Source organism: Nocardia flavorosea (genome assembly GCF_015477805.1).
Lineage (GTDB): Bacteria > Actinomycetota > Actinomycetes > Mycobacteriales > Mycobacteriaceae > Nocardia > Nocardia flavorosea_A.
Genome location: NZ_JADLQL010000002.1, coordinates 259,897 through 286,343 on the forward strand (window position 1 = coordinate 259,897; position 26,447 = coordinate 286,343).

Below are 26,447 nucleotides of genomic sequence, written 5' to 3' on the forward strand. Positions count from 1 at the left end.
TCATTCCCCGAACACCCGCGCACGGCGCTGCGGATCGGCGAGCACATCGCGCAGATAGGCAGCGAAGTCCAGCTCCTCCGGCAGCGAACGATACGTGAGCTCGCCGAGACGGGTGGCGCCCTGGAACAGCGTGAAGCGAGTGGTCCGATAGGCGACGGTGTCCAATTCGGCGATCACCTGATCGTCGAGGTCGATGGTGTGGGTGCCGATCCGCAGGGCGAGGCGCCCGTGCAGTCGGTACAGGATCACCGGGACTCCGGCAATCTCACCGTAGAGACCGCTGACGCGACCCTGGTTGGTGGGCGCCGCCTGCAATGCCCCGGTGTACGGGTCGAACTCCGAGGGAACCCCGAACCCCGCGAACGGCCGGACGACCAACGGGCCCTCCGCGACGCCCGCCGACCCGCCCCCCGGCGGAACCCCACGGTGCCCGCGGTAGCCGGTCCGCGGGTTCTGTGGCGCACCACCGCTGGGCCCGGGCGGCATTCCCGGTGGATAAGGCATACCTGGCGGGACCTGACCTCCTGGCGGGTACTGATCCGCGGACGCGGATCCACCGGGTGCTCCGGGCAATGGGGAGCCGCCGGGGGGATGACCCGGCGGGTACGGATGAGCCGGCGGCCGGACCTGATCCGGTGCAGCGGGGTACGCGGACAGCGGTGGTTCCGTCGGTTCCGCACGCGGATAGTCCGGCGGCGAACCTTGCGGCGGCGCGGGCACATGGGGAGACACCGGCCACTCCGGCAGCGCCGGTACCGGCGACTGCCCGGGGTACCGAGGTGGACCGGGGTCCGGTGGCGGCATCGGTCCAGGAGGAATCGGCGGAGCAGGCGAGCCCGGCTGCTCGGGCTGCTCCGGACGGCTGGGCGGAACCGGCGGCACCGGCGTTTCGGACGACGCCGGATGCTCCGGCGGCACGGGCGGCGACTCGGGTATGGCCGGCGGAATTGGAGACACGGGTGGTTCAGGCGGGACAGGGAACACCGGCGGCGTGGGCAGTGTCGGCGGTTCGGGCGGTGTCGGCGGTTCGGGCGGTATCGGCGGCACGGGCGGCACGGGCGTAGACGGCTCGGGCGGAACCGGCGGAACCGGCGGAACCGGCGGAACCGGAGGCACCGGCGGAACCGGCGGCACCGGCGGCACAGGCGGAACCGGCGGCACAGGCGGAACCGGCGGAACCGGCGGAACCGGCGGCACCGGAGGAACGGGAGGCTCAGGAATATCCGGGAGCGGCACCGGCCACGGCCGGCGTTCGTTTCGGAACAAGGGCGGAAAGTCCGGATCCCATTCGTGCGGTGGATGCGGGATGTGGGAGCGCAGGGACGAACCGCGTGGCGGTGGGGGCAGCGGGCGACGGTTCCCGGTGCCGTCCTCGTCCGGACGATCCGGATCACCGTTCCCGCCGCGGTCCGCGCGGGCGTTCGATCCGCCACCGGGCTCGCCTGGACGCGTCGCACTGCCGGGCTCGTCGGTACCTGCCTCCGGTTGCTCGGGCTCGCCTTCGGGGCTCGGATTCGGCTGCGAGCGGCCGCGGTCACCCGGCGCCGGACTGTCGGCTTCACCCGGCTGCGCACCGCCACGCTCACCCACTACCGGCTCGGCCCCATCCGGCCGCACATTCCCACGCGCACCGGCGCGCGGTCCGGTTTCGCCCGGCCGCACGGCATCCGCGCCGGAATTCGGGCTCGACAGCCAACGACTACGGTCGCCGGACACCGGACCGGGCACATCCTGCTGCACGGATTCACCGGCTGGGCCCTGATCCGGCTGCGGGCGAGGCCCGTCGCCTGCCGGGAAGCCTTGCTCGCCTGACGGTGCACCGTCACGCTCACCATGCACTCGACCGGTCTCATCCGGCTGTGCGCCGGTCACGGAATCGGCCCCACCGGGTGTGCGCATCCGGGTTTCCGGACGGTCGTCGGGCGAGGGCTCGGGTCCCCGGCGGGGTTGTTCGGCCGGGCAGGAGTGCGCCGGCGGGAGTTCTCGGGGGCCGGTGCCCTCCAGTTCCGGATCTGCGGTGGGCGACGGTCCGCCGTCCGCGAGGCGTTCCAGTTCGGCCGTTCTCCGGCCCAGTTCGGTCTCCGCGTCGATCACCCGTCGGGCCGCCTCCTCGTACTCGGTGAGCCGGCGCTGGTATGCCTCTTGTTCGTCGACTCGCGTGGTCCGTCCACGCAGTTCCTCGAGCCGCCGGTCCAATGCTGTATGCGAGGCCAGATCCGCTTCGTCGACGGGCAGGTCGCGGTGCGGTGGCGGCAGAACTGCCCGGGCGCGTTCGACGGCGAGTTCGGCCCTTTCTCTTTCCGCTACCAACCGGGCTTCGTCCTGTCGCGCCGCCTGCCCGGCGAGTTCGGCCAGGGCATCGATATCACCGGCGCGCCGGGTCACCTCGCCGCGGAGTTCGGCCTGCACCGCGGCGAGTTCGGCCGGTGTCAGCCGTTCGTCCTTGTCGAGCCGGCCGTCACGATAGATCTCGTACACCCGGTTCCAGCGCTGTAGTTCCGCTCGCACCGCGACGACTTCGGGACCGTCTTCGCTCAGTTCACCGCGCCGGAAGCGGTCGAGGACATCGTCCCAGCGTGCGAGGTCGGCGGGCGGTAGGTAGACCCCGATCGTGCGCGCGAAATCGGGGCCGGCACCGAGTTCGCCGGCGGGTAGTAGATCGGATTCCGCATCGAGCAGGCCCATGCGTTGCGGGGCGTCGGCGAGATGACGCAGGTCGGCGATGAGATCTACCAGATGCCGGACGGCCCGGTGATGTACCGGTATCTCGGCCCGGCCCACGCGCGGATCGACGGCGCGATCGCCGTGTACGGCGGGGTCGAAGATATCGATGTCGGCGAGCGCGGAGAGGTAGTCGGTGAGGGCGTCGACCAGGTCGGCGTGTGCGTACGTGCGGTACACGAGATCGCGGATACCGGCGTCGATCCGGCCGGGGTCCGTCACGGCGACCGTATCCGTGCGGGCGTCGAGGCGCCGCATCAGCCGCGCGGTCGCCGCGTCGACTGCCGTCTGGTCCAGTGCGGCCAGCGCCTTCGCGTAGTCGAGCATTCCGGCGATCTGCTGAATCCGGCGTGCCCCCGGCGTAGCGGGGTCGGCGATGATCCGGGCGGCCCGCTGCGCGGTCACCGGTGCCGCGCCGTCGGGGTCGGCCCGATGCGCCAGATTACCGCGGGCCTGGGCGACCTCGTGGTACGTGTCGACGTCCCAGGCCGTGCGGGCATGGTCGATGATCGCCTCGAGTTGGGCGGCGCGTATCTCGTTCGCATCGCGCAGGCCGGACAGTTCTTCGGCGAGGCGGCGCGGATCCGCCAGGTCGTCGTCGGCGATGCCCAGCCGAAGGGCGAGTTCCCGCATACCGGAGTCGATTTCGGCAGGCGTCCGATCGGCTGGACGCGGCCCGCCGGGATCCGGTTCGTCCGGGACGATCCGCCAGCCGTCTCCGTCGTCGACCAGGGTGACGTCGAGCCGGCGACCCTCGATCTGCTCGGTGAGATGCCGGACGCGCGGTGTGCCCGCGTCCGCCACGATGATCCGTTCGGGCCCGTAACCACCGTCGGGTAGCGGGTCGCCCGGGCTGACGTGCGTGACCTTGTAGAGCACGTCCAGGTCCCCGTTGTTCACCGCGTCGGCCAGATCCGGGTGGCGGGCGAGCGCGTCGGCCAGCACTCGATCGTGTTCGAGCCGGCCGTCGAGCACGGCCAACCGCAGTGGGCCTCCCGGCTGTCCGGGCGGCAGCAGCCCGATACCCGGTGGGTCACCGAACATGACCCCGCCGGCGGCGAGCACCCATTCCTGCCCGGCCATATCGCCGATCAGGCCGGTGAGCTCCTCGACCTCGGCATCGTGCCGGAGGAATTCCGCGGCGCGGCGGCCGAACTCGTCGACACGGTCGGCGGCCTGCTGGATCCGGTCCAGCTGCGCTGCCAGGACATCGGCCAGTTGGTCGGGGCCGAGTGTGTTCAGGTCGATATCGCCGAGCACCTGTGCCCAGACGGCGCGTTCGTCGCGGATCTGATCGCGGCGCAGCGCCCGCTCCAGGTAGCGGCGAGTGCCGTCGTCGCGTCCGGGCTGATCGCTGTCGAACAGGTCGCCCCATTCGCGCATCGGTTCACTGCCGTTGCTCACGCCCGCCCAGCCGAGCAGGCTCTGCCGTTCGGGCCACCGGCGCCGCAGTAGCTCCGGCAGCCACTCCGGTGCCCGGGACGGCTCGCCGTATGCGACGTCGACCTCGCGCAGGAACCGGGCCAGCGGGTTCGTATCGAAGAAGCTGGCGTCATCGCCGTAAGCGATATCGGCGTCCTCGGCGTTGTACCGGCGCGCCGCATCGGCCAGTCCGGTCAGCGCACCGATCCGGCGGGCTTGCTGATAGCGGATCAGATCGTGAACGCGCCGGACGTTCTCCGGCGTCGGATCGACCGGATCGACGCCGAATTCGCGGGCCATCTCGGCCAGCACCGCGGCCTGGGCGGCACGCTGTGCGTCGGCTTCGGCCAGTTCGTGGATCCAGTCGGCGATTTCGCCCGCGCTTCGGGGCACCACTTCGCCGTCCGGTCCGGCGCGAGCCGGGGCTTCGGGGATTGCTTCCGGGGCGGGCAGTGCCCGGTCCGTTCCGGCCGCCTGCCGTTTCAGGTCGTCGAGTTCGACCCCCAGCTCCCGGCGCACCAACTCGGGATCGGCTTCGTCGAGCCAGTAGCGGTATTCGTCGCCGTTCTCGTCCCGCGGCGGCGGAATATCGATGCTCTGATCGGCGACCCGGGAGGTGAACCGGCGCACGAACGGCAGCAACTCCCGCTTCTTCCACAGTTCGGCGGTTTCCTTGAGAATGCGAACGGGACTGAACTTGGTCTGCAGAACCTCGTACTCATCGCCGGGTACGCCCGGTGTCGGATCTTCGGTTTTCCGCAGCGGCAGCCCGGCCATATCGGCGAGCACCGACTGTCCGGCGCTGTCTATCCCGGAACCGGACGGATACTTCGGCATCTCGCCGACGTAGGCGCCGGTCACCCATTCCCAGAGCCGGCGCAGCCTGGATTTCCGCCGGGCCGGCGCGGCGGGCTCGACAGCCCGCTCGGCGGGTTCGGGCGCGGCGCTGCGCTCGGCGTGCGCCACGCGCCAGCCATGGTCGTCGTCGGCGACCAAGCGGGCGGGCACATATTCCCCGTCCAACGCAATGTTGTAGCGGCGGGTTTCTCCGGCGGCCGGTGGCTCACTGCCGGATTCCGGCTCCAGCCGGGCCGCCTGGATGGCGTCCGCCAGCGCCGCCAGCGCGTCGGCCGCGCGGACCGCTTCGGTCCGGGCGCGGTCGAGCGCCGTCCCCGGGTCGCGGTTCAGCTCTGCGGGATCGATACCGAGCAGGCCGGCCCAGATGTCGCGGGTGTTCTGCCGGGCGGCCCGGCCGGCCGGATCGGTGGCGGCGTCCAGCCGGGCCTGCGCTGCCGCCAGGGCTTCGACCGCGGCCGCGCGCATCAGGATCCGGTATCGCTGGTCGGCGACCGTCGCGGCCAGCCGATCGGGTGTGAGTGCGGCATCGTCCAGGCCGAGTCGGTGAGCCAACCGGTCGGCGGTGACGGCGACGGGCTCCGCGTGCGGTACGCCGGTACCCGGACGGGTTTCCGACTCCAGAACTCCGCGACCGTCCGCGCCTGCCTGTTCGGGCCGGTCCACCGCACTGGAGGGTGTGGACTCCGCCGCGGATTCCGGCCGAGCGGGTGTTGCGGGTTCGGCGGTACGGCCGGGGTCGGCCGAGTTCACGGGGGCGGCGGTTCCCGGCTCGACAGGCGCACCTGGGTCACCGTCCGCCGGCTCGACAGGCGTCGAGTCACTGTCCCGACCCGGCTGGGCGGCATCAGGGGAGACAGGCGGGCGGGCTTCCAGCCCACCATCGGCCCGGCCCGGTGGCAGCTGCGGTTCCGCCACGGGCAGGCCGGCCGGCCGCAATTCCGCACGTATCCCGGCGGCGAGTTCGGGGTCCGCCTCGTGCTGCCAGTACTGCTCGTCGCCGTAGCGTTCGTCGACAGTCAGATCGGCAAAATCGCCGGGGTGCCGCATCCGCGGGCCGTTGCCGAGATCGTCGAGGAACCCACGGGCGCGGGCGATTTCGGCGAGTTCGGCCAGCGCGGCGAGCGGAGCGCGCAGCTCACCGAAAACGGCTGTGCTGTCCAGCAGTTCGGCGAGGCGGCGCGCGTGGTCGGCGGCGGGCCCGGTCAAAGGCTGCGCAGTGCGCTGAGCGGGCTGGTCGGCCTGATCGCGCAGGAACGCGAGGAGGTCGCGCATCGGATTACCGGTCCGATGCGCCGAAGAACCGGGTCCGACGGGCGGTGGCGCGCCGGGCCCGCCGGGGTCATCCGGGCCGCCCGGTTCGTCCGGGGGCGGAGGCGGAGCCGCCCCGTTGTCCCCCGGTGGTTCCGCACCATCACCGGCAGGGACCGGGGGCCGGCCGCCCGGCCCCCGGGTGGGCGGAGCCCCCGCACCGCCCGGCTTCGGCCCGCCGGTGTCATCGGGGTCCTCCGGATCGCGGCTGCCCGGGTCCTGCGGACGCAACGCCGGCTCCACACCGGAGATCGCAGAGGACTGCTCGCCGGTCTCAGCTGCGGAAGGCAGCTCGTGCGTTTCGCCGTCCCGCCCGGGCGACACCGGCTCAACCGGCCAGACCAGCGTGTCACCACCCTCTGGACCGGACCGATCAGGCTCCTCCACAGTCGGCAACTCGAGCGTGTCACCGTCCCGCGCAGGCAGTTCCGGCGCGTCCGGCAATTCGCGGGTGTCGCCCACCGCGGGCCCAGGCGCACCTGTCTGCTCCACCACCGGCAGCTCAGGCGAATCACCGTCCCGCCCGGGCGACACCGGCCCAACCGGCCAGACCAGCGTGTCACCACCCTCCGGACCGGACCGGCCAGGCCCCTCCACAGCAGGCAACTCGAGCGTGTCCCCGTCCCGCGCAGGCAGTTCCGGCGCATCCGGCAGCTCACGGGTGTCGCCGCCGGCTGCTGGAAGGGGCTTCGGCGCGGCGGTGTCGCGGACAGGTGGGGGTAGGTAGGCGGGGTCCGGCTGGACGGGGAACAGGGCGTAGCGGCGACCGGCGCGCCAGTCGGTGAGCGGCGGGCGCTGGGCGTCCCAGTGATAACCCTGGCCGATGGCATAGGTATTGGCCGCCTGCCAGGTGGCGCCCGGATTGTCGATCAGGTACTGTGCCTCGGCCAGCGCGTCCTGGAGCAGCACGAAATCCGCGGGCAGCGGGTTTCCGTTGCGGAGGCGGTGCCACGCCTCGGCGATATCGGCCAGGCGGTCCATCGGCCGCTGGATCAGCTGCCCGGTGGGGTCGTCCGGGTCACGAACCCAATGGACGTCTCCCATCAGGTGGTTTCTGATCTGCTCGAGTTCGTCCGGGGTGAACTGCGCAACATCGTCGCGCATCCGGCCGACGAGCCGGTCGGCGATCTCGCCGGGATCGACGGCCCGCACGATTTCGTCCGGGTCGGCGCCGGGCACGATATCTGCCGGGTCCACCACCCCCAGCAGCAGCTCGCGGGCCTGGTCCACCGTATTGCGGACCATTTCCGCATCGTCGTCTACGAAACGATCGGCGACCTCCTCGGCCACCCGGTCGACGGCCGCTTCGATCCGCGCCAGCTGAGCCGGAATATCGCCCAGGGGCTCGATCCCGCCCAGTTCCTCGACCAGACGCCGCCGGACCAGATCGACGAACTCGCGGGCCGCCGCCCGCTGCTGATCGCGCCGATACTCTTCGATACCTCCGGCGATGCGGTCCAGGTCGCCGGGGTCTTTCAGGAAGTGGTCGTATTGTTCATCGGCCCAACGCTGCACCTCGGCCCACAGTTCGGCCTCGCGTTCCCATTCGCGGCGTAGCCCCTCCGGGACCTCGTTCAGCGCGGAAGCCGGTAGATGCTCGTATTCCTGCCAGCGGCGATGCATCGGTTGCACATCGGTTTCCGGCGGCGCGAACCATTCGTAGCCACGGAACACCGTGCCGAACGGCGGCAGCTTCTGCAGCCACGGCCGCGCCTGCACCCAGCGCCCGATCTCGGGATGCCGCTGGATCCACGCCTTGACCGCCGGATGCTTCGGTACCAGCGCGGCCATCAGCACCAAACGCATGACGTTGTAGGCGTCTGCGCCCCAGTGCTGGCCGAAGATCGCATTCGGATCGATGCCCGAGGTGTCGTACTGGGTCGGCGCCATCGGCGCGTTCACCGGGAAGGTGCTCTCCGGAATCTTGTGGGTGGGCAGTGCAGCCGACCCTGGCAGCGATACATCCTTGGGCATCGCGGGCACGTCGTCGACGAGCAGGGTGATGTCGTTGATGACGTCCTCGCTGGCCCAGCCGCTGACCCCGTCGGGCAGGTCCTTCTGGCTGTACTTCTTCGGCAGTTCGGAACCGTCGCGGTTGGTCACCCAGTCCGGCCGGGTCGGGTCGACCGGATGCCAGTTGCCCTCGCTGTCGCGCCATCTCGTCATATCGAGGCGGCGACCGGCGACCCATCCGGTGCTCAGCCGTTCGACCTCCGGCGCAGCCATACTGTCGTCGACCCGCCAGTTGTCCTCACGGTCGACGAGCACCCGCCGGTACTGCACCGTCGTCTCCGGGCGTACCAAGGCCTGCGCGACAGCCGAGTTGTTCAGCACCGCGTCGTAGAAGGCCGCGTCGTGATCGGCCCGGGGGTTCGCCGGGTCCGGGCGCGGCCCGAACACGATGATCCGTGGCTCGTCGCCGTCGACCAGGCCGACCCGGCCGGTCACCATCCGGCCACCCTCGGCCTCCACCAGACCGCGCCAGACACCCGCGACACGCGCCATATCGTCCTGCAACCGGCCGATCCGATTGTGTGCCCGGTTCACATCGTCGGCCGCGTCCGCCAGCGCATCGATCTGTAGCAGCCGCCGCTGGTAATGCGAAGGCCGCAGCCGGCCTTCACCGAACTCGCGGTAGGCGCCGTCGCGCAATGCCCGCATCACCGCATCGAGTTCGCCCGGTTCGAGGAAACTCGTTGTCAGTTCGTCGTTTTCGTCTACAAGCCCGAGCCGTCCTGCGAGGTCGTCCCGCATGACCCGGCGCGGTTTGATCCGCTGTAGCTCCGCCGCGCGCTCGCGGGCCAGCCGTTCCAGTTCGGTTGCGACCTCTTCGGGCCGGGGCCGGTCGAAATAGTCCTGATCCCGTTCCGATCCGCTGATCTGCTCGTCCAGTTCCCGTAGCCGGGCGCCGAGCTCGTCGAACTCGGTGGTCTGCCGGATCAGTTTGCGGAGGAGCTCCCGCCGGTGCTGCCGCACCTGCTCGGCGACCGGCGACCGATCCCGGCGCGGTCCCTCGTCGATTCCGCCGTCGTATTCGACAGTGTCGTAGCCGGTTTCCTCGTCGAGACGCAGGATGATCTGTTCGCGGGCATCGGGTCCGAGCGCGGTCCAGCCGGCCGGATGTTCGAGCCCGAGGTTACGGGCGCGATCGGTGATCTTGGCGCGCAGGAACTCCCGTTCCCGGACGAGTCCTTGCCGCTCGCGCTGGAGCCGGTCGTACTCGATCCGGCCGGCCAGGTTGCGAACCTCGGTGTCGGCGCGGATCAGCTGGGGCATGAGCTCGGTGATCTCGTCGACGAGGCGGGTGTCCTCGGTATCGAGATCCCGGCCGCGCAGGTCGCGGACGGTGGCTTCGATCCGTTCGGGTTCGAAGGCACCCGGGGCCACCGCGGTATGCAGGGCCGACGCGAATTCGGCGATTCGCGCCGTGAGCGCGTCGCGCCGCCGGATCGCGTCGGTAAGTGCCTCGGCGAGCAAGTCATCCGAGTCCTGGCTGCTATCCCGTTCTGCTTGCGGGCCGCCGACCGGATCTCCCTCGGCCGCCGGCCCCACAGGTTCGGGCTCATGCCGTTCGGTCTCGGGCTTTTTCCCCTCATCGACGGACTCCGCGTCCGCCGGCTTCAGCCGTCCGTCGCCGGTTTGCGGCCGCTCGTTCCCAGGTATCGGCTGCGGCCCCTCGGGATCCGGTGCATCACCGGGCTCTGGCCCCCCGGCCCCCCGCTCGTCCCCGTCGGACTCAGGTTTCGCACCCGCCGACTCGGATTCCTGCCCGACGGACTCGGGCTTCGCACCCGCCGACTCGGGCTCCTGCCCGACGGACTCGGGCTTCGCACCCGCCGACTCGGATTCCTGCCCGACGGACTCGGGCTTCGCACCCGCCGACTCGGGCTCCTGCCCGACGGACTCGGGCTTCGCACCCGCCGACTCGGGGTCCCGCCCGACGGACTCGAGTTTCTCGGCTGTGGGCTCCGGCTCGTCGCTGCCGGGCCGGGGTTTCTCGCTCGCCGGCACCAACTCGTTCCGGTTGTCCTCGGGCCCAGGCGGAACTTCCTCGGGTTCGTCACCCGCGGACCGCGGCCCCTCGCCCACGGCCGGCAGTTGCTCGCCCGAAAACCTGGACAGTTCCGCGGCGGCATCGGCGGCCGGCACCCGTTGGACGGCATTCGCTTCGCCGCCCGCACGTTCGGGCTCGGAGCCCGGGCCGGCCGGCGGCTCTGGGAGCGAATCGCGCGGCACCGCCCAGCCTACGGGCGGATCGGCGGGTTGCGGCGACGGTTGCGCTTCGGGATCGGATCCGGCGTCCGGGCCGCCGTCATCGGGACGGCTGTCGTCCGGGCCGGAATCCGCGTCCGGGCCGCCGTCATCGGGACGACTGTCGTCCGGACCGGCCGCCGGCCCGGGCGGGGTGCCTCCGTCCGGGCCGCCCAACATCTGTTGCAACCAGCGCGACCGATCCTGCGCCATCCGCGCGACCCATTCGGCCAGCACCGCGCGTTGTTCGGCCAACCAGTTGCCGGGGTCGATATCGGCCAGGAAGCGCAGGCTTTCGGCTTCCATCCGAGCCCGCCACGCGACGCTGTCCGCCTGGCCGAGCCGGACCCGGTCGAGCCGGTCGCGCGCATAACCGAGCTGTCTTTCGGCTTGCTCGGCCCGGAACTGAAGCAGGTGGTCGTCCGGGTGATCCGCGGCCCGGCGCCGGGCCCAGGCGGCCTCGTCGGCGGCGGCGTCGACGGCGATCTCCGCGCGGCGCAGCTCGATCCAGTCCATCAGCTCCGCATGCGTTTCGGGCAGCGGGGCGGCCGGCGGCGCATTCTCGGATCGCCCGCCGGGGTCGGCGCCGTCGTCGGGATCCCCGTCCGCGGCAGGCGGCGCCACCGGTGGTTTCCGGCCGCCTGCGCCACCATCCGAACCCGATTGCGCCGGCGCCCCACCGCCCTTCGGTTGGGACTGCGGCGGCGACTCAGCGATCTCCGGCCCAGGGTTCGACGGTACCGTCCCCTCGACATCCGCCCGGGACAGCACCTCGGCGTTCTCCAGCCCCGGCTGCGGCGGAGTCTCGCTGATCTCCGGCCCGGGCTGCGGCGGGGTCTCGGTGCTCTCCCGTTCCGACCGCGACGGCGTGTCACCGGTCTCCGGCCCGGGCTGCGATGGGATCCCACCACTCTCCGGCCCGGGCTGCGGTGGCAAACCGCGATCCGGTCCGGGCGAACCCGGACCTTCCGGTCCATGCGGCGGCTGCCCGGACTCGTCCACGAGCCGGCCGGGCTCCGCACCGGATACATCGGGCCGTGCGTTGCGGGCGTACTCGTCGAACAGCCGGAGCAGGGACAGGATCCGTTCGGCCCGGTCGCGTACCTCGCGCCGTAGTTTGTCGAGTTCGGCGGCGAGCTCGACCGGTGCCAGACCCTCGTGATTCTCGATCCGGCCATCGCGGTAGGCCTCGTAGATCTCCACGAATTTCGCATCGCCGGCGTCGGTGAGATCGACGCCGACCAATCGGGCCCAGTCGCGGTTCGGGGTGGGCCGCTGATCCGGGTCGTCATCGGGAATCCGGTGGCTGTCCGGCCGGCCCGCCGCGTCGGCGACGGCCTGCGCGAAATCGTCGGCGTCGACGGCCCGGACAGCGTCGGCGATGAGTCCGCGCAAACCGCCCATGGCGTCGCGGTCGTGCATCGGGAACCGGCCGTCGGCGATCCGCGGGTCGGCCGTTCGATCGCCGGCCGGGACATCGGTGTAGGGGTCGATACCGAACAGGGCGGTCACGAACTCGGCGAGCGCATCGCGTACCGGACCGCCCTGGCCGTCACGTTCCGAACGACGCACCAGTTGGAAGAGTTTCCGGGGATCGATCTCCCGGACATCCACCGCGATCTTCAGCGTCCCGTCCGGCATTTCGAGATACCGAGGCCGCAGCAGCGCCGCGACGTGCCGGTCGACCCCGGCACGCTCGGCTGCCGTCACAGTGGCCATCTTCCGCGCCATTTCGTCGGATACCAGCCGCTCAGCCAGGCGGTTTCGCGCCGCATCCACGGCGGCCGCATCGAATTCGCGCAGGCGCTTCGCGTATTCGGCCAGATCACCGAACTGCTGGCCCTGTAGCGCGCGGCGCTGACCGCGGTCGGCCATCCGGTCGGCCACCGTGTTCGGTGTTGCTGTCCGCTCGGGGGCGTGCGGGTCGGGCGCGAGGTTGAGCCCGAGGCGTTCGGCGAGCTGACTGCGCGCGTCGGTGAGTTCGTTGAAGAATTCGATATCGGTGGCGGACCGGATGAAATCGGCCAGCGCCTCCACCTGCACCGCCCGTACCGCATTGTCCAGCAGCAGATCCGCCACGGTCCGGCGCAGATTGTCCGCGAACACGGCGTCGGGACCGATGCCCAGTTCGTGCAGAGCCGCGGCGATATCGGCGGCGATCTGCCGCGCCGGGCGCGGGGCCTGTTCGCCGAGCGCCGCCCGATGGGCGTCCGCGGAGCCGGTGTACTGGTGCCATTCCCCGTCGTCGCCGCGCACCAGCAGCACCTCGAGGTCGCGGCCGGCGATCGTTTCGCGCAGATAGCGCATCGGTGGAACGGCGGCGGGATCCAGGACCGATTCGCCGGTCCAGTCGCGCCGGGCGGTCCGGTAGTCCAGGACCAGTTCGCCGCTGTCGAGTTGCCGCTGCAGGGTGGGATCGGCGGCGAGCGCGTCGGCGAGCACCTGGTTGCGGTCGCGCGGCCCGTCGGCGACGACCAGCCGGTCCGGTTGCCCGTCCCCGCCCGCGATCCGCACGACCTGCCGGTTCAGCAGCTCCCCCACCGGCTCACCGAGCTCGGGTTCGCTATGGGTGCGCCGGACCGCGTCGGCGAATTCGGCGACCCGCTGCGATCGCGCCACGTTTTCGGCACGCAACCGGTCCACCAGTCCCTCGGGATCGGCGAGCAGATCTTGCAGCGAGAGGTCGCGCATCGCGGCCCAGCTCGCCAGCTCGTCGCGGATCTGGTCGCGGCGCAAGGCGTTCTCGAAGAACCGGCGCAGCCCCTGGTCGCGACCGAGTTCGTGGGCGTCGCCCCACATCGGCAGCTGGTCGGCGCCGTTTTCCACGACCGTCGAGGCGAGCAGGCCGGGTTCGTGCCCGAACGCCGCGAGGATCTCGATGAGCAGCCGGCCCATCGGGTTCTGGTCGATGAAGCTGACCTCGTCGAGGAACGGCACCGCCCGGCCTGCCGGATCCGGGGCAGCGAATCGGCGCGGCCGCTCGGAGGCGGGAACGTCCTCGTCGAAGAAACCGTCGTCGTCGAAGAAGCCGTCGAGGTCGTCGTCCGCGTCCTCGGCACGCCGTGGCGGCCAGTCCAGTTCGCCGGGCGGGTCGGTCCGCGGCAGGCCCCTTTCGGTGTCGGCCGCGGGAGGCGGGTCCTGCATGGTGTACGGCAGGGTTTGCTCGACGAGATAGCGCCGGACGGCGGCGGCCAGGCCCTCGATGGCCCCGGCCGCGCGGGCGACCCGGTACTGCTGTTCGTCGATGACCCGGGCCAGTGTGTCCGGGCTGTCGTCGGGCAGGTCGACAGCCAGCAGCCGCCGGGCGGCGTCGGTCAGGCTCTCGCCTTCGGGCGGGGGCCCGACGGGTAGTTCGGGGCCCCGCTCCCGTTCCGCGGCCAGTGCGTCGGCCAGGCCCGCGGCTTCCTCGTCGGAGATGAGCCCGCGCTCGCGCAAATCCGCGAGGATCTGCTGCTGCTGTCCGGGGTCGGCGTCGGGCCGGCCGGCCACCGCCAGCAGATCCCGCAGCGCCGCCTCGGGGGTGATCCGGTCCAGGTCGAGGAGTTCGAGCAACTGATCACGCGCGTCATCCAGGTCACCGTCGGTGAGCCACGGCTGATATTCGGTACCGCTGTCGTCGGAATACATCGGCAGGAATTCGCCTGCCGTATCGCGCATCCGCGCCGACAGCCGGCCGAACAGCGGGATGTGCTCACGGTTGCGGATCCACACCGGTGTCTGCTGGGCGATGCGCAGCAGCGTGGGATCGGGCGGACCTGCTTCCGGCGCCGGCCCCATTACGGGATGGTCCGGGGTCGGCGGCGGCGGTGCGGGTGGCGGCGGCGCCGGGTTCGCGATATCGGGTATCCCGCCGACACCGTCTGCAATGGCCGCCTGTCCCCTGCTGTCCCAGCCGGAACCGGACGGGTACTTGACCTGTTCCTCGCGGTACGGCCACATTCGGCGGATCGCCTCGATTTCGCGGCGTATCTTGGCCGGCAGCGGCCGCTCCGGTTCGGCCGACCGCAGCCCTTTCTCCGGGTCGTCGCGCGTTTCGCTGCGCGGGGCTATCTGCATCTCGCTCTGCGGTACGAGCCGCCAGCGGCCCGGGCCGTCGGGTACCAGGTAGAACGGAATGCGCTCGCCACCGATATCGAGCACCAGCGGAAAGACGACCGCATCGGGAGTGATGGGACCGTCCTGCTCGCCGGATCCGTCGTCCGGTGATCGGCCGTCGCCGGGGTCCTCCGGTGAAGCCGCCGAATCCGGCGGCCCGGCAGGCGGCTTCTTCGCACCGCCCCCGGCACTCGCTTCGGGGCCGGGAGGGTCGGTGTCCCCCTTTTCACTGCCCCGGCCGGCATCCATGCGCCCCCGCTCCGGAGGACCGCCCGGTGCCGCGATACCGGTTTCGTTCTCGGCGTGCCGGATGAGCAGCTCGAACAGTTCACGGACCGGACGGACGGCGGCCGCATCGCGGCTCGCCCGGTCGGTGCCGCCCATCAGGTATTCGGCAAAGGCTTCGGCCACCGCCTCGTCCCCACGCAGGAGGCCGTCGTCCAGGCTGTAACCGCTGAGCTGGCCGAGCCATTCGCCGAAATCCGCGTCGGGGTCCGCGGCCGCCCGTTGCAGGAGATGATTCTGGGCCCCGCCGCCGGCGCGCAGCCCACCGGCGTGGTCCAGCGCATGACCGTATTCGTGGACCGTGACCGCGTAGACGGGCCGGCGCAGCATGGTCGGCGAGAACTGATCGTTACCCACGCTCTCGCGCACGCGACCGACGAAATCCTCGGGGTCGGTCGCATGTTCCCGATTGAGCGTGATATCGCCGGTGTAGAAGGTGGCCGACTCGTTGTCGAAGGCCGGTCCGGCGTCGGCGAGTACGCCCGTGCGCACCTGCCCGATACCGGTCGACCGGATATCGGCCTGCGGAAAGTCGCGGTACATATCGGAGACGGCGCGCGCGAACTCCCGGATGATCTCGTGATTCAGATCCGGTATGTCGAACCCGAAAACCTGGAAATCCGGATTGCCGGTGGCATCGCGCATGTGGTCGCGCAGCCGCTCACCGACCTCCATCGGCCACAAGCCGGACCATTCGTCCTGGTCCGGGACACCGAGCAGTTCGGCGTCGTCGTGCACATCGTCCGGAACCGGCGCCGCCTCCTCCGGCGCAGTGCCGTGGTCCGGGACGTCCCGCGGCGCGGTGTCGTCGTGGGTGTCCGGCGTGTTCTCCGGCGCGGTGCCGTAGTCCGGCTCACGCGCGGGCTCGGCCGGTGGCCGTTCACCCAACTCGGGGTCGGCCGGTGCGGGTTTGTCGAAAACCCGCCACATCGCCTCATACGCGGCCGTTTCCAGTCCGACCCGGGCGAACCGGATCTGGTCCCACATCCGCCCGAGCACCGCACTCGGCGAATTCCGGTCCGCCGCTCGCACCAGCAGATCGTGCAGTCGCACCATATGTGCGCCCGCGGTATCCCGGCCGTGGGTCACCACCTGGTCGAATGCCTCCTCGAGCGCCCAGATGGGTTCCAATTCGCCCGACGTGGTCTCGAAAGCGTGTCCGCTGAATTCGGATTTCAGCCAGTTGGTGTAGCCCTCGTCGGTCGCGTCGCCCAGGTTCTGGCCGAAGTAGTGCACGCGCAGCGCATTATCGACCAGTTTGCGCGCCGACTTGCGGCCGGCGATATCCAGTGCACGCGCCCACTGCTGGACGGCATTCGTATAGACGGGCCGGGTTTGCGCACCGGAGTTCCGGGCGTAGTAGTACTCGATGGATATCGGCTCCATCGCGAAACTGCCGATACTTTTCGCCGACCGTTCGTCGAAAGTGATCTGGGCGCCCCGCCGTGCCCCCGTTTCCGTATCCGGCGCAGGCAAGGTGAGTGCCAGGTGGTAGCCGTAACCGAATCCCACGCTGTGGATATCCGCCATCGGATAGCGGCGGGCCATATCCGTCAATGCGCGAGCATTTTCCCGCACGATGACCGGGTGCAGTCCCGGGCTGTCGAATCCGAACACCGCCAGGTCGGGTTTCCCCAGAATTTCCCGCAGGTCGGACTGCAGTTTCTGGCCCACCTCGCCCGGTGTGAGTGCGGACCACTCGTCGTTGTACGGCGCCCCCAGCGCCCATTCGGCGCGTTCGGCCATGACCAGCCGGTGCAAACCCACATCCGGGTCGAACCCGGTGGCACGCGGCTCGACACCGTCCTGAGCGACCAGGAGATCGTGCAGCAGGGCGAAATGCTGCCCCGCCCGGTCGCGTCCGCGCACCATCACCTCGGCGAACGCATCGACCAGCAGCGTTTCCGGCTTCACACCGACTCTTCGACCGACGCTTTCGGTCCCGAAGATATCGAACGTGCTCTGCATCCAGTCGGTGAACGCGAGCCGGTGCTGTTCGCCCAGCCGGTTGTACGAGTAGTGCGCGGCGAGGGCTTCCCCGACCAGCTCTTCGGCCAGCCGCCCGGTCCGTCGATTGATCGTCGCGGCGACCACGCGGGCGGTGTTCCGGTACGTCGATCCCAGATCTCCCCGCTCGGTCGAGTAGGACCAGCCGGAGACCAACCGCAGTGACCCGTCCACCGCATCGATCGCAGCGGAATGGGACAGCTGCCCGGGCAGGACTTCCACGCCACGCAAGGCAATCCCGGGGTGTCCGGACGCCGAATCGGCTACGGCCCGGGAGAACTCGCGCACCTGCGCCATATCCATAGTTTCCCGCCTGCGCCCTGAGTCGCCGTCCATCGAACGACGTAGCCCGGCATCGGGCGAAGGCACCCAGTCGAAACCGCGCACCTCGAAATCGGGATTCCCGGTCACCGCACGCACGTGATCGCGGAGTCTGTCCCCGATTTCCGCCAGGGTCAGCTTCGACCATTCGTCGTCCCCGGAGTCCCGGCCGGGCACACCGGAATCGACCGGGTCGCCGGGGCGCAGATGATCCAGGGAATCGCCCGGGACACCCGCGACCGGCCCCCGGTCCTGCAGGGGGACATCGAGATGATGGCGTAGCAGGTCGTAGATCAGCATCCGCGGTTCGCTGACCTCCGGCCGCTCCCGGCCAGTGACCAGCCGGGCCATCTCGACCTCGGAGAATGCCTCCGCCAACGCTTCGGCCTGGTCGATCCGGCCGTCCGGGCGCAGGCTGTATCCGGTCAGCGTGTCGCGCAACCATTTCGGGTAAGCCGCCGGGTCACCGCCGGCATTATCGCTGAAGTACCGGCGGAGCGCCCGGTCGAGCGCCGGTCGCGCGGCGCGTCCGCCCGCGTAGTCCACCGCGTGCCCGAACTCGTGCACGCCGACGGCGTAGGCCGGCCGAATGAGAGTGTTCCGATTGTATTCGTTATCCGCTACACCGCTGTGCAGCTTCTGCAGTAACCGATCGGCACTCGCGGCGTAGGCGGCGTCGAGTGCGATCGAATCCGCCCGGACCAGTCCGGTCACCGGGTCGGTCACCGGTTTGTTCACCGCTATCGCGTCGCCGAGATGCCCGATACCCACGCTGCGCAGATCGACCTGCGGATACCGGCGGGACATATCGACGATGGAACGTGCGAATTCTTGCACGACAACGGCGTTCAGCTCGGGCAGGCCGAAACCGTACACCTCGAAACCGTGGTCACCGGTCAGCTCCCGCATCACCTCACGCAATCGCAGCCCCACGTCGACCGGTGCGAGACCGGACCAGTCGTCGTCCGGCGCACCGAGCCGCTGCGCATCCGAGCGGTTGTCGAGCGCGTTCTCGATACTCGACAGCGCCGTCTTGGAGTCGTCGCTGGGAGACGCGCGGTCCGGCGCAGCACCATCCCGGCCGAAGTAACCCGGATCGTCGACCGGGGCAATCGCCTCCGGGTCCCGGCCGGAACGGAAGGACAACCGGCCCACGGCCCTGCTCAATCGACCGCGGGGTTTACCCCGGGAATTCAACTCCGCGGCGGGGTCGTTCAGCACACCGGCAATGCGTGCGGCGAGGCTCTCCGGCGTAGCCTCGGACATGCCCTGGAAATAGCGGGCGAAGGTCTGCGAACTACCGCCGGTGCCGACCGGGGCCGGAACCCGCCAGCCGCCCCGGCCGTCGGGTTCCAGCATGACCGATACGTGGCTCACGCCGAACTTGATGATTTCGAGTCGGTGATGACTCGGCGCCGGCGTGGCATCGGACAGCATGATCTGCCGGGTATGCATCCGGTGGGCCACGGCCGCCGGATGCGGTGCGTCCGGTGCTATCCCTTCGGCGAGGACCCGCTGGTGTCCGCGGTGCACGAACTCGGTGCGCAGCGTCCCGGCCCGATGCCAGCCGGGGCGCCGGGCAGCACGGTCATCCGCTTTCGTGTAGAACGCGTCGGGCCCCAACTGCTTCATCCAGTCGTTGAACCCGAGAGCGGTCTGTCCGGCCTGCCGGAACCGCAGATAGCTGTCCAACATCAAGTCGACGGCTTCGAAAGCGTCCGGGTGCCGGAAGCGGCCTTCGGCCTCGGCGGACGAAATGTGCACCGATTTCGGCTCGCCGTCGGGACCCAGCTCCGCAGTCCGATAGTCCAGCGCATGCGACCCGTCCCACAGTACATTCGAGTACTCTGGATGAGCCACCGCCAGCTCCATGAGGGCGGCGAGATGATCTCCGGGAGCAGCCACGACCCGCAACCACGGACGGCCGTGGCCGGTACTGCCCGGATAACGTGCGACCCGGTCGGTCAACCGCTCCGATTCGTCGCCGGTGGTGTTCCGGCCAGGGTGGTGCGCCACTATCCGGTCGAGTGCCCGACGCGCCACATCACCGTCGTCTTCTGGCCGAGCGGATGTTTCGGGTTCCGGCGTGTCTGTATCGCTACGGCCCGCCTTGGGGATGCCCCATTTGCCGCGGTCGTCGGAGTGGACGGCGCGCACCACGTCCATGGCGATCTCGGCCTCCGCGAGCCCGGTCTTGCGGAGGTAACCCTTCAGCGCGTCGACTCCGGCCTCGTAGGCGACCCGCTCGGGTGCTTCGGCACCGGGCCGCCGATCACGCCATGCCCTGGCCAGAGCTTTGTCATAGGCGTCGGTGTAAGCGCGCTCGGCCGGACCGACCGGCACGAACCGGCCGAGATCGCGCAGCATCCGCTGCGATTCGATCTCCTCGGCGAGGCCCAGTGCCCGCAACGCCTGGTCCCGCGGGTTGTCGCCGGGCCGGGGGCGCGGTGCGGGCGGGTCGGCGGCAAGGGCCGGCGCCACACCGTGGGCACGATCCCAGGAGGCGGCCAAGACTTCGCTGTGCGTCGAACCGTCGATCAGTGGCCCGCGCGTGTCGAGGTGGTCGAGTACGGCGCGGAAACCCGCACGATGGGCGGCCATGTAGAAGTAGCTGTACGAGCCGCCGAGTACTCGGCGATTCCCGTATGCCTTTTCGGCCAGCCGGTACGCGTCCTTGAAGGCATCGGCATACGTCTTCGCCAGCGGATCGGTGAGTTCCGACTTCTCGGTGTCCCGGTGTGGGTCGACGAGCAGCCGGAACGACATCGCGTAGGCATCGGCCAGGCGATCGAGCATCACGTGCACGTATTCGTCCCGGGGCAGGCCCATCCGCTCCCGCGTAACATCCACGTCCGCCAACTGCTCGGCCATCCGGGCCGCCGCGATGAGTTCGCGGGCGTGCTGGGCGGGGGTGTCGGCCGGATCGAGGGCGACCGTCCGGGTGATCGGATCGTATCCCGCCGCGGGGCCTGTCTGTGCCCGCTCGCCCCGGGGTCGGTTCGTCTGGGCGTCGAGATCCGCGCTCGAGCGGATTCGGACGTCGTGCTGCTGCAATGTCTCGGTCACCCAGCGCGGGAATTCCCACAGAACCGCCCGATCGCCGGCTGCGCGCAATGCTTTCAGCGCAGCACTGCGCGTTTCCTCCGCACGCTGCGAGGCCGTACTGCGCTCCTGCACCGGCGGGTCGGGATCGGCGGCCCGCGCGACCACATCCGCCGCGTGTTCCGTGGAATCCGCCGGGCCGGTGTTCTCGACCACGTACAGAACTCCGGATTCGTCCAGGTGCACCCGGACCTGATCCGGGGATATGTCGCCGGAGCCGAGTGTGCCCGCGAGATCCCGGCGCACCGCCGCGGTGATGTCGCCGAGCAGCCGTTCGCGATATGCGACCGCGCGGGCATGCCGGTCGGTCAGGTCCTCCAGTACGCGGATGTCGTGCTTGATACGGGCGTCATCGACGAGCCGGGAGCGCATGTCCAGCTCGTTGTAGACCTCCGCCCGGGACAGCGACTCCTGCCCCGGCCGCAGCCCGAGGGCTTCCCGGAGCCGGCCGGCCACCCGGTCCCACTCCGCGGCGGCGCGCTCCGCCACCCGGGCTGCCGCTGCCTGGTCGCGCACCGCGCGTTCGACGGCACGCGCTGCCTCCGCCGACGAGGGCGTGTACTCCCGCATATTCGTGCGGTTCGAGGGGGCCTGGACCGAATCCCACTCCGAACCCGCCTCCGACCGTCCGCTGAGACCGATCGCGGGATCGTCCGGGTTGTCGAACAGCGGGTTGCCCAGCAGCGCGCGAACACCGGCCGCGTGCACCGATTCGGGATCGGGATCGGAACCGGCGCGGAGCTCGGCGTCACCGGATTCCAGATACGCCTGTTCCACCGCGCGCCGGTGGGCCTGCGCCACCTCCCGGCGGCGCAGATCCTCGATCACATCGATGCCGAGTCCGCCCGGGTGGTCGTACCCGGCGTCGCTCATTTCCCGGTGGAATCCGGCCTGGCGGGCGAAGGCTTCGGCCTCCGCCGCGACCCGTGCCGATACGTGGGCTTCCCGGTCGAGTTCCCGGATCCGGGCCGGCGTCACCTCGACCCGGCCGGCCTGAACAGCTTCCGCCAGCGCCGCCGCCCGGACGATCGCACCGGCCTGCGCCGACTGGTCACGGCCCGCGGTGGAAACCACCACTTCCATGGTCCGGCCGTTGAAACCGCCGGGCCGGTCCGCGCCCTGCGGGTCCGCGTCGAACCGGATCGTCGCGCCGGCCTCTAGTAACACCGCGAGTGCGCGCCGCCCCAGCTGGGTACGCGACAACAACGCGAGCACCTCGGCCGCAGCCGGTTCCATCGGCCGCGCGGACCAGAGTGCATCACCGGCGCGCACGAAGTCGAGCTCTTCGCCGCGCTGCTGCTCCGCCCGGGCATGGTCGGGACCTTCAGCCGGATGATCCGACTCGTCGAACGGTATTTCCAACAGGTCGGGCTCATCCAGATCCTCTGCCGTCCGACGCTCGAAGCGGGGCGCGGCTCCGGCATCGCTGACCGCTGCGGCGGTGGGCGATTCGGGAACATAGGAGAGCAGCAGGTCGTAGACCAACTGCCGCACCGGAGACAGTGCCGGGCGCTCCGGCTCCGGGAGCAGCCTGGCCAGCTCCGCTTCGGCGAACGCCTCGGCAAGTGCCTCGCCCTCGAAGAGTGATCCGTCCTTGTGGAAGCCGTAGCCCGGCAGCCGGCTGCGCAGCCAGTGACCGAACTCCGTCACCGGCCCACCGACCTCGTGCGCGTAATGCTGGAGCAGTGCGTATTCGACAACCCACCGGGCTTCGCGGTGACCCACGGATTCGATCGCATGGCCGAACTCGTGCGCGATGATCCCGAAAACGGGCCGGATGAGAACGTTCTCGTTGTAGTACCCGATTTCGGCACAGGTGTGCACTACTTCCAGGAAGCGCTCCGCACTACGCGCGAACGGGGCGTTCAACGTGATCGATCGGGTCTGCATTTCCCCGGTCACGTCGTCGCGTTCTGTTCTGGCCGAGGCGATCGCAGTGCCGATCTCGGCGATCCCGGCACTGCGCAGATCGACCTGTGGATACCGCTGCCACATCTCGACGACCGAGCGGGCGAACTCCTGCACCACTGTCGGATTCAGCTCCGGCAAACCGAAACCGTATACCTCGAACTCGGGGTTCCCGGTGAGTTCGCGCATCACCTCGCGTAGTCGCAGACCCACTTCCATCGGCTCGAGCCCGGACCACCGATCGGCCGGGGCGGCAAGCCACTCGGCATCGGACGGGTCTACGTGACCGCGGTCGCTGTCGTCGCGCGGTACGTCGGGCCTGCCCAGGAATTCGGGCCTGTCGTCATACCCCTGCGGACGCGTCGCCGAAGGTTCGGGCCGCAGGAAACGGATCACCGCGCCGTCGTAATCCGGCCGCGCGCCGATCAAATCGGCCGGGTCGATGACCACTCTGGTGTATCCGTGCTCTCGCGCCATCTTGCCGGTATGTGTCCAGGCCGCCGCCTCCTCCAGCGTCATCTCCGGGTTGTCGCCGAGCAGCCGGTTGAAGGTGTCCAGGTTGTCCCGCAGCTCGTCGGCCCCGGACCATTCGCCGCGTACCTCGGTCACCAGATGTCCGAGACGGCGCATCGCCTCCTGGAACATTCCCCGGCCGTTGAGCGTCCCCTCCCCGCGTTTGACCTGGAACCGCAGCGCTCCCTCGGAATCGACCGTCGCGTGGACACCGTTGAGGCGGTCCGAACTTCCGTACCGGTTCGTGTACTGGTCGACGACCTGGTAATCGTCCACATCGGATCGCTGGTCGGGGCCGGTATCGGTCCGCAGCGGAGGCAGCGCGTGCTCGCGGAGTTCGGCCAGTCGCCGCATCCCCAGGTCATGCCAGTCCGCGTGGTCGGCGTCGGCGAACTGCTGCCGCACCTCGGCGAACCGCTCGATGTAGGCGTCGACGGCGGACCGGGCCATCCGATTGTTCCGATATTCGACGTCCCCGTCCGCGCCGCGCCGCAGCAGATGGTCGGAGAACGGACCGATATCACCGGGTACGAGACTCCCGTCTGTGAAGGCTGTCCGATTCGCGAAACCGACGGGCTGCCGATTCGGTGCGGACAGCCAGTCCGGCGCGCCGCGAGCCGGGTTGCCTGCCACGACGTCGAGTAGACCCAGTGCCTGTCCGGCCGGAGTATCGGCGTAACCGAGGGTCTCCGGGTCCTGCAGGATGTGTCCGTACTTCTGCTCGGCCGGCGTCCCCTGCCGGATCTCCTGATAGATCACGCCCGGCTCGGCCGTAACGGTGCGCGCCACCGGCGCACCGAGCGCGACGCCGGCGACCGCGGCAAGGTATTCCTTGGTCGCGTCCTCCGGGTCGGCGGCGGTGAAATCCTTGCGGATCAGCTCCCGCCCGTTTTCATACCGTATGCGTTCCACCCGGGCAGGGCCGGAAGTGGGCACCTCTTCCCGGCGCACCACGCCACTGTCCTGCGCCGCTCGCACGATATCGGCGAACGATCGAATCCCCCGCTCGGAATCCCAGGCGGCACCGTAATAGTCGGCATAGGTCCGGCCCGGGCCGAATGGGTGGTCGCCGATCAGCGGACGCAGCGCGTCCAGACCCGCGATATTGGCGAGCGCGTCGCGGTCCGCAGGGGTCCGCCCGGCCGTCCGCGCGTGCTCGGCGTCGAAGGCGTCGACATACGCCCGTTCCAGCGCGAGCTCGGGAATATCGTATCCGGCGGCGCGCAACTGAAGTACCGCGATGATCTCCAGCGCATGCGCACGGGCCTCCACGCCGAGCATGTAGTCGAGATATTCCTGCCGCGACTCGCCGATCCGCTGCTGCAGATAGACATTGCTGCTGCGGTAGTTCTCGGTTTCCACATGGATCGCCGCGTGCACCATGGCCGCGATCTGGACACCGTCGGGCAGAGCCGGATCCGGATCGAACACCAGTGTCCGGCGCGACGGATCGTAGCCGGGTTCGCTGTCGCCGGCGTATTCGAGACGAATATGGTTGTCCCGCAACGTTTGTTCGGCCCACTGACCCGCCGGCGTCGCCGCGAGCGACTCCCGGATACGCTCGGTCCGCTCGGCGGCAGCGGCGGTTGCCGGGTCTTCCGGCGGCGCTTCGCCCGGTCCACCATCGAATTTCTCCGGCGAGCCGGTATTCGATGGATCGAGGCCCTCGTCCGAATCCTGGCGACCACGGCCCGGCTTCGCGGGCGGTCGCTCCTCGGGTGGCTTCGCCGGATCGGCGTCCGGCAGGGCTCGCTCGCTGTCGGCACCGGAGTCGAGCCCCAGATCCGCTGGGCGCAGCACTCCCGCGCCGGTGTCGAACGCGTCGTAGTAGTTGTCGATGGCTTCGCGCCGCAACGCGCCGAAGACGATACGGGCGGGCTCACTGGCACCGGCACCGTTGAGCGCCACATCCAGTACCGCGTCGGCGAGCACCTCCACCCGGTTCAGATCACCGGTGTCGGTGAAGCTGTACCCGCTGAGCTGGTTGATCCACACACTGAATTCGTCCGGATCGAAGTGACCGTACCGCTCGGCGTAGTAGTCGACCAGCAGCTGTTCGACCCGCCCCCGCGCACGCATACCGCCGGCGAAATCCAGCCCGTGGCCGAGCTCGTGCACCGCCGTGGAAAAGGCCGGGCGCCGCGCAGAATTGCTGGGCGAATGGAAGTTGTGTTCCGACCGCTGCCTCGATGCGTAGAAATCGCCGGGGTTGCGCATCAACCGTTCGTTCAGCGTGATCGTATCGGTCACATACCGGGCGATATCGCTGGGATCCAGGTCGTAGGTCGCCGTTCCGCGTGCGTGGTCTCGCTCCTCGATAGGACCGATCCGAAGATTGCGCACATCCAGCATCGGGAACTGCGACATCATCCAATCGACCGCCCGCGCGAAATCCCGTACCAGCGTCAGATCCAGCGGCGGGATATCCGGGTCGGCCGGATCGGCGAAGCCGATGATTTCGGCGAAGTGGTAGCGCTCCCGCAGAGTCGACACGATCTCGTCGAGTCCCAGCCGCGACCACTCGTCACCGGAGGACGGTATAGGCAGATCGTCCCCATCGCGGTCGCCACCCCCGTCCGCGGGTTCCGGGTCGAGACCCGGCCGGTCCCGCGGTGGGCCCGATTGCTCAGCGGTGGCCGGCCCCCCGGGTTCGGGCTTATCCGGCAACCGCCGGGTACCACCGACGTCCGCCTGTTCCCGGTCGGCGACGGTCCGGTCGCCCGGGCGGCCGCCGTTGTCGATACCGCCGATCAGCTCGATACGCACCGGCTCCCCGTCGCGAGTCAGATCGAACCGGCGCACCGTGACATCGCCGTTCGCAGCGGTCCGCACCTCGTGGTATTCGACCTGAAGCAGCCCGTCGAGATGTGCGGTCAGCAGCTCCTCGCGCGCGCGGGTGAGCGCACGCCCCGTATCGCTGTCCGGGTCGATACCGCGGGCGCGCATCTGGTCGGGGCTCTCGGTGAGCACGGTGGCGAGGTTTTTGTCCATGCCGAGGGTCCGGACCAGATACTCCGGCGAACCTTGTTGCGCGGCGGAAATCCTGGACCCGCCGAGCGTGGAACCGACGCCCTTTGCCTCGACCACCAGCAGTTTCGGTGGCGAATCGGCGGTCGCGGGCACCAGCACCGCGATATCGACAACATTCTTCGCGCTGCTCCCACCCTCGAACGGCGACAGCTGGATCGCGCCGGGATGCAGGTGCGGATCCAAGGCATAGGCGAGACCACCGAGTTCGCCGAGCCGCTGCGAGGTGAGGACCTCCTGCCGAACCAGATCGTGGTATTGCTCGGCGTGGGAGCGCAGATCGTGCAGCAGCGCCAGGCGCTCCTGCCGATCGTCTTCGCTCCGGCTCTCGTCGTTGCGGACCTGCTGCTCTTCGCGCGCTATTTCCCCGGCGAGCTTGTTCGGCGTGAGGTAGCGGAGATCGGTGAGGTCGGCGTGGGCCACCACCCCTGCCTCGACGACGAGCGCTGTGAGGTTCTCGGCGAGCCGGTCACGCCGGGCCTGCTGTTCGAGGCGAGCGGCGGAAACCTCCGCCAGCTGTTCGGCCAGTGCCGGATCGACCGGGGTATACGGGGTGGCCTCGCCGGGCTGCGCCCGATGCCGGTACCCGCCTCCGGACAGCGGGTCGGGTACCCAGCCGTGCTGGTCGC

General features: G+C 70.0%; 1 protein-coding gene (running past one end of the window). It reads right to left on the bottom strand.

What is annotated here, in order from left to right; all coding sequences use genetic code 11:
• On the bottom strand, positions 1-26,447 hold the 3' portion of the coding sequence (locus IU448_RS10175; protein WP_195055347.1) for a hypothetical protein. Its footprint extends 3,880 nt past the window's final position; only the last 26,447 of its 30,327 coding nucleotides appear in the window; the start codon falls outside the window, past its right edge — the gene reads right to left on this strand; it ends in the stop codon at positions 1-3.